We start from the raw sequence: 8,958 nt of genomic DNA, 5'->3' as shown, positions 1-8,958 counted from the left end.
GGGCCGGCAGAGCGGCCCGACGCCGGATCTGCACCACATCTCTCCACCGTCGCGCAACCACGCGGACCTTTCAGCGGTCGTACCCGGTGGAGAAGAGTGGGCACAATTGTCCTGGAGCACCGGGGCCACTGGCCGCGAGCACCAAAGACTCACTCAGGCCCGGGGCGACAAAGGGGAGGCAGGACCACGGTGGCTGATGGCACCAAGGCGGTCGTCGACACGTCAACGACGGACGGAGCGGCGGACGAGGCCGCACTGGCCGCGGCGATCGACGAACTCGCCGAAGGCACGGCCCGGGCCACCACGGCCGACGACGACGGACGGGACTCCCCGGAGACCGACTCCCCCGGGGCCGACGCCCCGGACACCGAGCACTCCGGCACCGAGCCCTCCGGCACCGAGAACCCCGGCACCGAGCCTTCCGACGCCGAGCCCTCCGACGCCGGTTCGCCGGGCGTCACCCCCGCCGGAAGCGTCTCCCCCGCAGGGAGCGAGGAGACCTCGGAGACCACCGCCCCGCTGTCGGCCTCCGAGATCGCCGCAGAGCTTGCCTCCGGAGCCGCACGCGCCGCCGAGGCCCGCCGCCGGGCCGCCGCCGGGGCGACCACCCGCCGGCCCCCCGGGCGCCCGCCCCAGGACCCGCAGCCCACCCACGACCCCCGGGACACCGCCACCCTGCCGCAGACCCTGCCCGCCCCGCTGCGGCACAGCGGCGACATGATCGGCCACCGGTACCGGCTGGAGGAGTGCATCTCCTCGACCGAGACCTTCAGCAGCTGGCGCGCGGTCGACGAGAAGCTGCGCCGCGACGTCGGCGTCCACCTGATGGCCTCCGGCCACCAGCGGTCCCGCAAGGTGCTGGCCGCCGCCAAGTCGGCCGCCCTGCTCAACGACCCGCGCTTCGTCCAGGTCCTGGACGCCGTCCAGGAGGGCGAGCTGGTCTACGTCGTGCGCGAGTGGCTGCCGCACGCCTCCGACCTCGCCAAGCTGCTCGCCGACGGACCGATGGAGCCGCACGAGGCCTACCAGATGGTCCGCCAGGTCACCGATGCCGTCGCCGCCGCCCACCGGCGCGGCCAGGCGCACCTGCGGCTCACGCCGCGCTGCGTCCTGCGCACCGACAGCGGCCAGTACCGGATCAACGGCATCGCGGTGGACGCGGCCCTGCGCGGCCTGCCCGTCGACGGCACCGCCCAGGACGCCGAGCGGGCCGACACCCGGGCCATCGGCGCGCTGCTGTACGCCGCGCTCACCCACCGCTGGCCGTTCCCGGAGGACCGCTACGACCTCCAGGGGCTCCCGAGGAACCTCCGCGACGTGCCGCCGGCCCAGGTCCGGGCCGGGGTCCACAAGGGCCTCTCCGAACTGGCCGCCCGCGCCCTGTTCGACCACCCGCCGCACCACGCCGAGCCGATCGCCACCCCCGAGGAGCTGGCCAAGGCGATCGCGCTGATGCCGCGCATCCGCCAGCCCGAGCCCGAACTGCCGGTCTTCGCCGCCCCGCCGCGGCACAACACCCACGCGCTGCCCACCGCGCCCAACCCGACCCGGGTGGTGGCGGCCCCCGGCACGGGGCCGACCCCGATGGCGGCCGCCCCGGCGCGGCGCACCGGGCGGCGGCTGCGCCGGGTGGTCAAGGTGACGGCGTGGACGGTCGCGCTCGGCGCCATCGGCGTCGCCTCCTGGCAGCTGGTGGACAACCTGCGCGGCACCGGCCCCGCCGTCGCGGCCCCCCAGCCCAGCAACACCTCCGCCTCCCCCACCACCCACGCGGCCCCGCGCACACCGGTGCCGATCCCGGTCAAGGAGGCGTTCGACTACAACCCGCTGGGCACGTCCCCGCAGGGCAAGGACTCCCTCCCCAACGCCATCGACGGCAAGCCCGACACCGAGTGGACCAGCGGCTGGTACAACGACCCGTTCGGTCCCAAGCCGCCGGCCAAGGAGGGCATCGGCCTGCTGCTCGACCTCGGCACGCAGCAGCCGGTCTCGTCGGTGAACGTGCAGTTCGGCACCGCCACCACGGCCGAGCTGCGGATCCCCGGACCGGGGGTCACCGGCGACCCGATGGCCGCCAAGCCCGGGGACTTCACGGTCGCGGGCAAGAAGGCCGGCACCGCGGTCGAGTACAACCTGGACAACCCGGTCACCACCCGCTACCTCTTGATCTGGCTGACCGGCCTGTCGAAGGATTCGGACGGGAAGTACCGCGGCCACGTCGCGGAGGTCCGGGTCTCCGGCTGAGCCGACCCGGGACGGCGGCAGCGGCGGGGACGGCGGCGGGGCACGGACGGCGAGGGGTGGCAGTGGCGGACGACGGACCGGAGCGGACCGACGACGACGCGGCGCTCCTCGCCCGGCACGTCTGCGGCGACCGGGAGGCCTTCGGCCTGTTGGTGAACCGCCACCGAGACCGGCTCTGGGCGGTCGCCCTGCGCACCCTCGGCGACCGCGAGGAGGCCGCCGACGCCCTGCAGGACGCCCTGGTGTCCGCGTTCCGCGCCGCCCACACGTTCCAGGGCCGCTCGGCCGTCACCACCTGGCTGCACCGGATCGTGGTGAACGCCTGTCTGGACCGCGCCCGCCGGGCGGCCGGCCGCCGCACCAAGCCGCTCGACGACGACCCCCGGCGGCTGGACGCGCTGGTGGGCTCGTCCGAGCCGGCCGACTCCCCGGTGGTCCGCGCCGAGGTGCACCGCGAGGTGACCGCCGCGCTCGCCGAGCTGCCCGCCGAACAACGGGCGGCCCTGGTCCTGGTCGACATGCAGGGCTACCCGGTCGCCGAGGCCGCGGAACTGCTCGGGGTGCCGGTCGGGACGGTGAAGAGCCGCTGCGCCCGGGGCCGGGCCCGGCTGCTGCCGCTGGTCCGCCACCTCCGCGAGGAGGCCGCCGGTGTTTCACGTGAAACACCGCCCGCCCGGGGGCCGGCGTCCGCACCCGCCCCGGCCGACGCGGGGCCACCGGCACGGGCGCAGAAGCCGCCCGCCGCGAGCGGTCCGTCCGGGAACCCACCCGGCCCGCGGACCGTCACAGGGACAGCCCCGGACACCGCCCGGCCGATTCTGGAAGGAGATGCGAGCACGCGATGACCGCACCCCTCTCCTCCCCCGACCCCGCACCCGCCACCGGACCGCACCCCTCGGTCGACGAGCTGGCCGACCTCGCCGAGGGACTGGTCGAGCCCGCCGACGCCGCCGGGGCGCTCCGCCGGCACCTGGCCGACTGCGCCGAGTGCCGGGAGACCGCCGACGCACTGGCCGAGGTGCGGACGCTGCTCGGCGCGGCCGAGGCCCCGCCCGTGCCCGCCGACGTCGCCGCCCGGATCGACGCCGCCCTCGCCGCGGCCGCGGCCGAGCAGGACGAGTCCGCAGCCGCCCAGGACGAGTCGGCGGCTGCCCACCGCACCCCCGGGAACGCCCTCCGGGGCCCCGGGAAGGACACCGCGGCGCCCCGGCCCCCCCACGTCACCCCGACCCCGGGAACACCGGCCGAGACCCCCTCCAGGGCGCCGGCCGGGCACCCGGGCGCTACCACCGGCCCCGGACGTCCCCGCACCCGGCGCCGGCGCGCCGCCCTGCTGCTCGGTTCGGTCGCCGCACTGCTCGCGGTCGGCCTCGGCGGCACCTTCCTGGCCCTGACCGCCGGGGCCGACCGGAAGCTCCAGGACACCAGCACGGTCTCGGCCGGCAGCCCCGCCGCCGGCCACGTCCTCCCCGGCAGCCCCGCCGTCCCGGGCACCAAGGAGGACACCGGGGGCGCCGACCCGGACCACGGCGGCGGGACGGCCTACCGCGACGAACTGCTCGCCGCACAGGTCCAACTGCTGCTCGCCGGCCGAGGGAGCGGCACCGGGACCGCCGCACCGCCCGCCGACACGCCCGACACGCCCGGCACTCCCGTCAAGCCGTCACGGCCGCCCGAGGCCTCCGGCGCGACCGCCGTACCGCCCGCCGACACCCAGGGCCTGACCGGCGGCGGACGCTCCACCCCGACCTGCCCGGCCCCCGCCACCGGCCCGCTGCTGGCGACCGACCTGGGCAGCTACGGGGGCACGCCCGCCGAGGTCCTCGTCTACGGACTGCCCGGCCGGACGGACCAGGTCGACGTGTACCTCCGCGCACCCCGATGCGGTCCGGTCCTGCTGCACCGCGTGGTTCCCTCCCGCTGACCGGTGGTTCCCGTGCGATCCACGCTCCGGCCCGTCCGACACTCCCACAGTGCGGGCGGCTGGTACTGATCCGCCTGGGAATGCGAGACACTGGTCAGTCGTTGTCCCGGGCGGCGGAGCAGGACCGCCCTCCCCGCAGCAAACGCGGGTCGCGATGCGAACCAGGAGATGCAGTGAGCGACGTCCGTAACGTGATCATCATCGGTTCCGGCCCGGCCGGCTACACGGCTGCGCTCTACACGGCCCGGGCTGCCCTCAAGCCCCTGGTCTTCGAGGGCGCCGTCACCGCCGGTGGTGCCCTGATGAACACCACCGAGGTCGAGAACTTCCCCGGCTTCCGGGACGGCATCATGGGCCCCGAGCTGATGGACAACATGCGGGCGCAGGCCGAGCGGTTCGGCGCCGAGCTGATCCCGGACGACATCGTCTCGGTCGACCTCACCGGCGACGTCAAGACCGTCACCGACTCCGAGGGCAACGTCCACAAGGCCCGCGCCGTGATCGTCACCACCGGTTCCCAGCACCGCAAGCTCGGTCTGCCGAACGAGGACAAGCTCTCCGGGCGCGGCGTGTCCTGGTGTGCCACCTGTGACGGCTTCTTCTTCCGCGACCAGGACATCGCGGTGGTCGGCGGCGGCGACACCGCGCTGGAGGAGGCGACCTTCCTCTCCCGCTTCGCCCGCAGCGTGAAGGTCATCCACCGCCGCGACAGCCTGCGCGCCTCCAAGGCGATGCAGGAGCGCGCCTTCGCCGACGAGAAGATCAGCTTCGAGTGGGACAGCGCGGTCGAGTCCATCCACGGCGACCCGAAGCTGACCGGCGTCACCCTGCGCGACACCACCACCGGCGAGACCCGGGAGCTGCCGGTCACCGGCCTCTTCATCGCGATCGGCCACGACCCGCGCACCGACCTCTTCAAGGGCCAGCTGGAGCTCGACGCCGAGGGCTACCTCAAGGTCGACGCCCCCTCCACCCGGACCAACGTCCCGGGCGTCTTCGCGGCCGGCGACGTCGTCGACCACACCTACCGCCAGGCGATCACCGCCTCCGGCACCGGCTGCTCCGCCGCGCTGGACGCCGAGCGCTACCTGGCGTCGCTGGCCGACCTGGAGGCCCAGGCCGCCGCCGTCGCGGTCTGAGCCCCGCACACCGAACAGCCCTCGCGGGGGTGTTTCACGTGAAACACCCCCGCTTCCAGAAGCCCGGCTCAGGCCAGGCAGGAAACAGAACGGGCCCGCCCGTTGTTCTCCTGGCAGCAGCCCCCTCCGTTCGATCCCGAGGAGTTCCCGTGGCCGGCGCCACCACCACCGTCACCGACGCGACGTTCAAGGCCGATGTCCTGGACAGCGACAAGCCCGTCCTGGTCGACTTCTGGGCCACCTGGTGCGGCCCGTGCCGCCAGGTCGCCCCGATCCTCGACGAGATCGCCGCAGAGAACGCCGACAAGCTGACCATCGCCAAGCTCGATGTCGACGCCAACCAGGAGACCGCCGCACAGTACGGCGTCATCTCGATCCCGACCCTGATCCTCTACAAGGGCGGCGAGCCGGTGAAGCAGATCACCGGTGCCCGTCCGAAGGCCGCGCTGCTGCGGGAGCTGGACGGCCTCATCTAGGTCCCGCTCCACCGGACGCCACGAGGGCGGGGTTCCCCCACGGAGGGGAGCCCCGCCCTCGTCGTGTCCCTGCGTCGTCCGCCCGCTCCCGCACGAGAGACGCCTCCGGGCCGCCGTACCGGCGCGTCGCCGTGCCGCTCAGAACGGCCGAAGCGCAGGCTCCTTCCGCCCGCCCAGCAACCGCTCCAGCGCGCCCTCGACGTCCCCCCGCCAGGAGAGCGTGGCCCGCGCCTCCAGCCGCAGCCGCGGGTACCGGAAGTGCGGCCGGACGGTCTTGAAGCCCACCGCCAGCAGGTGCTCGGCCGGCAGCACGCAGCTGACCGGCTGCCGCCCCACCGCGCCGAACGCCTCGATCGCCCGGAACCCCCGCCCCAGCAGGTCCTTGGCCACCGTCTGCACCAGCACCCGCCCGATTCCCTGCCGCTGGTAGCCCGGCAGCACGCGGCTGACCATCAGCTGGACGGCGTCCGAGGAGACCGGGCTGGTCGGGAAGGACTGCGAGCGCGGGACGTAGGCGGGCGGGGCGTAGAGCACGAACCCGGCGGGCTGGTCGTCCACGTAGACGATCCGGCCGCAGGAGCCCCACTCCAGCAGGACGGCGGAGATCCACCCCTCCTTCTCCAGCTCCGGCTTGCCGGACTCGACCGCCGCCCGCCCACTGACCGGGTCCAGCTCCCAGAACACGCAGGACCGGCAGGTCGTCGGCAGGTCCGCGAGGTTGTCCAGTGTCAGCGGAACGATCCGGCGTCCCATGCCCCGCACCTCCTCGTCCACTCCACAGTCGAGCATTCCCCCGAACGCCGATGGGTGCATGTTTCACGTGAAACAGCGCTCACGTGAACCATGCACCCATCGTGTGCCGCTTCGGTGCGGCTCAGCCCTGCGAGAGTCGCAAGCCGTCCTCGCCCGGTGCCAGGCTGTCCAGGATCCGGTTCAGGTCCTCCACCGAGCCGAACTCCAGGACGACCTTGCCCTTGCCCAGCTTTCCGCCGCGCTGCGAGACCTCGACCTTGACCCGGGTGTCGAACCGGTCGGAGAGCCGGCTCGCGAGGTCGTTGAAGGCCGGTGAGAGCAGCTTGCCCGCCTTGGGCCCGGCCGAGCGCTTGGGCCTCGGCTCCTGCCCGCTCATCAGCACGACGAGTTCCTCGGTGGTCCGCACCGAGAGCCCCTCCGCGATGATCCGCCTGGCCAGCTCCTCCTGCTGCTCGGGATCCGCCACGCCGAGCAGCGCGCGGGCGTGCCCGGCCGTCAGCGTCCCGGCCGCCACCCTCCGCTGGACTCCCGGCGAGAGCTTCAGCAGCCGCAGCGTGTTGGAGACGTGCGAGCGCGAGCGACCGATCCGGTCCGCCAGCTCGTCGTGGGTGCAGGAGAAGTCCCGCAGCAGCTGGTCGTAGGCCGCGGCCTCCTCCAGCGCGTTCAGCTCCGCCCGGTGGAGGTTCTCCAGCAGCGCGTCCAGCAGCAGCTTGTCGTCCTCGGTGGCCCGGACGATCGCCGGGATCAGCTCCAGCCCGGCCTCCCGGGAGGCCCGCCAGCGCCGCTCGCCCATGATGAGCTCGAAGCGCTCGGGCGACACCTGCCGCACCACGACCGGCTGGAGCAGGCCCACCTCCTTGATGGAGGTGATCAGCTCGGCCAGCTTGTCCTCGTCGAAGACCTCGCGCGGCTGGCGCGGGTTGCGGGTGATCGCGTCCAGCGGCAGCTCGGCGAAGTAGGCGCCGACCGGCTGGGCCGGCCCGGCAGCGGCGTCGGCGCGCTCCCCGTCGGCCAGCTCGCGCCGGCTCTCCACCGCCGCCTTGGCCGCCACCGTGCCACGGCTGGTCGGCAGGACCGGCACCGCGGCCGGCGCGGCGGCCCCGGGGGCCGCCACCGGGGCCGGTGCGGGCGGGATCGCCCCGGGCTGCGCCGCCCCACCGTCCGCCGGCGCGGCGGTGCGGATCAGCGCCTCAAGCCCTCGTCCCAGACCCCTGCGACCACTCACCGATTGCCCTCCGTCGTGCCGTGCTGTGCCATCGGGGCATCCTGCCCCGGTCGGGTGTGCTGCTCGCGGTCCCGCTGCTGCCCCACCAACGAGCCGTTGCCCGCTGCGGACACCGCCCGCAGCGCGAGCTCCCGGGCCGCCTCCAGGTAGGAGAGCGCGCCGGTGGAGCCCGGATCGTAGGTGAGCACCGTCTGACCGTAGCTGGGCGCCTCCGAGACACGGACCGAGCGCGGGATGGCGGTGTGCAGCACCTCCTGCGGGAAGTGCGTCCGGACCTCCTCGGCCACCTGGGCGGCCAGCCTGGTCCGGGCGTCGTACATGGTGAGCAGGATGGTGGAGACGTGCAGCACCGGGTTGAGGTGCGCCCGGACCAGCTCGACGTTGCGCAGCAGCTGACCGAGGCCCTCCAGCGCGTAGTACTCGCACTGGATCGGGATCAGCACCTCCTGGCCGGCCACCATGGCGTTGACCGTCAGCAGGCCCAGCGAGGGCGGGCAGTCGATCAGGATGTAGTCCAGCGGCTGCTCGTACGCGGCGATGGCGCGCTGGAGCCGGCTCTCGCGGGCCACCAGCGAGACCAGCTCGATCTCCGCACCGGCGAGGTCGATGGTGGCGGGGACGCAGAACAGCCCCTCCACGTCGACCACCGGCTGCACCACGTCGGCCAGCGGCTTGCCCTCCACCAGGACGTCGTAGATCGACGGCACCTCGGCGTGGTGGTCGATGCCGAGCGCGGTGGAGGCGTTGCCCTGCGGGTCGAGGTCGACGACCAGGACGCGCAGGCCGTGCATGGCCAGTGCGGCAGCGAGGTTGACTGTGGTCGTGGTCTTGCCGACCCCGCCCTTCTGGTTGGCCACCACCATCACCCGGGTGGCGGCGGGCCTGGGCAGACCCTCCCCCGCCCGGCCGATGGCCTGGACCGCAGCCTGGGCAGCACGCGCGATGGGCGTGTCATCGATCTGGTCGATGGTCTCCGAGTCCTGCATGGGGGTCAGTGTTTCACGTGAAACCGGAGCGGCAACAGTCGCCGCCCGGCTGCGAGAGAGGATTCCCGAGAGGAGAGAGCGACGTTTCACGTGAAACACCATGCCCGCAATGTCGGATTTCTGACGGTGCGACACTCCGGTGTTCCGGCAGTCTCCTGTCGGCCGCCCGGCCGTCACCGGGAAGCCGAACGGGCGGGCGGCCGGTGGCCAC

The 8,958-nt window shown here is 74.0% G+C and carries 8 protein-coding genes; 5 read left to right on the top strand and 3 right to left on the bottom strand.

What is annotated here, in order from left to right:
- Nucleotides 1-189 precede the first annotated feature (189 nt).
- From ACFWOG_RS22820 to trxA, 5 genes are all read left to right on the top strand, one after another.
- Complete coding sequence (locus ACFWOG_RS22820; RefSeq protein ID WP_380360636.1) at nucleotides 190-2,244, top strand: serine/threonine protein kinase; 2,055 nt, start codon at nucleotides 190-192, stop codon at nucleotides 2,242-2,244.
- 56 nt (nucleotides 2,245-2,300) lie between these two features.
- A complete protein-coding gene (gene sigM, locus ACFWOG_RS22815) occupies nucleotides 2,301-3,089 on the top strand; it encodes an RNA polymerase sigma factor SigM (RefSeq protein ID WP_380360634.1) in 789 nt (262 codons plus the stop codon).
- On the top strand, nucleotides 3,086-4,168 hold the full coding sequence (locus ACFWOG_RS22810) for an anti-sigma factor family protein (RefSeq protein ID WP_380360632.1): 1,083 nt from the start codon (nucleotides 3,086-3,088) through the stop codon (nucleotides 4,166-4,168). The genes sigM and ACFWOG_RS22810 overlap by 4 nt, the downstream gene beginning before the upstream one ends.
- Before the next feature lie 173 nt (nucleotides 4,169-4,341).
- The gene (gene trxB, locus ACFWOG_RS22805; protein WP_380360630.1) at nucleotides 4,342-5,307 is read left to right on the top strand and encodes a thioredoxin-disulfide reductase; all 966 of its coding nucleotides are present in this window, start codon (nucleotides 4,342-4,344) and stop codon (nucleotides 5,305-5,307) included.
- A gap of 149 nt (nucleotides 5,308-5,456) precedes the next feature.
- Nucleotides 5,457-5,783, top strand: a complete 327-nt coding sequence (gene trxA, locus ACFWOG_RS22800) for a thioredoxin (RefSeq protein ID WP_329884812.1) — start codon at nucleotides 5,457-5,459, stop codon at nucleotides 5,781-5,783.
- A 138-nt stretch (nucleotides 5,784-5,921) separates the two neighbouring features.
- Here trxA and ACFWOG_RS22795 read toward each other — a convergent pair whose 3' ends face one another.
- The 3 genes from ACFWOG_RS22795 to ACFWOG_RS22785 form a co-directional block, all read right to left on the bottom strand.
- Nucleotides 5,922-6,536 carry a GNAT family N-acetyltransferase gene (locus ACFWOG_RS22795; RefSeq protein ID WP_329884811.1) on the bottom strand — a complete coding sequence of 205 codons (615 nt, stop codon included), beginning with the start codon at nucleotides 6,534-6,536 and terminating at the stop codon, nucleotides 5,922-5,924.
- A gap of 121 nt (nucleotides 6,537-6,657) precedes the next feature.
- Complete coding sequence (locus tag ACFWOG_RS22790; protein WP_329948388.1) at nucleotides 6,658-7,761, bottom strand: ParB/RepB/Spo0J family partition protein; 1,104 nt, start codon at nucleotides 7,759-7,761, stop codon at nucleotides 6,658-6,660.
- Entirely contained in the window at nucleotides 7,758-8,747 is a 990-nt protein-coding gene (locus tag ACFWOG_RS22785; RefSeq protein WP_329884809.1) for a ParA family protein, read from the bottom strand. Before ACFWOG_RS22785 ends, ACFWOG_RS22790 begins: the two co-directional genes overlap by 4 nt.
- Nucleotides 8,748-8,958 lie beyond the last annotated feature (211 nt).

It is taken from the genome of Kitasatospora sp. NPDC058406, assembly GCF_042722765.1.
GTDB lineage: Bacteria > Actinomycetota > Actinomycetes > Streptomycetales > Streptomycetaceae > Kitasatospora.
This window is presented reverse-complemented; position numbering and strand designations above follow the sequence as displayed.

Excerpts from the sequence above, each read along its gene's own strand:
- ACFWOG_RS22795 (WP_329884811.1), bottom strand. The coding sequence starts at position 6,536 with ATGGGACGCCGGATCGTTCCGCTGACACTGGACAACCTCGCGGACCTG.
- ACFWOG_RS22785 (WP_329884809.1), bottom strand. The coding sequence starts at position 8,747 with ATGCAGGACTCGGAGACCATCGACCAGATCGATGACACGCCCATCGCG.
- ACFWOG_RS22810 (WP_380360632.1), top strand. The coding sequence starts at position 3,086 with ATGACCGCACCCCTCTCCTCCCCCGACCCCGCACCCGCCACCGGACCG.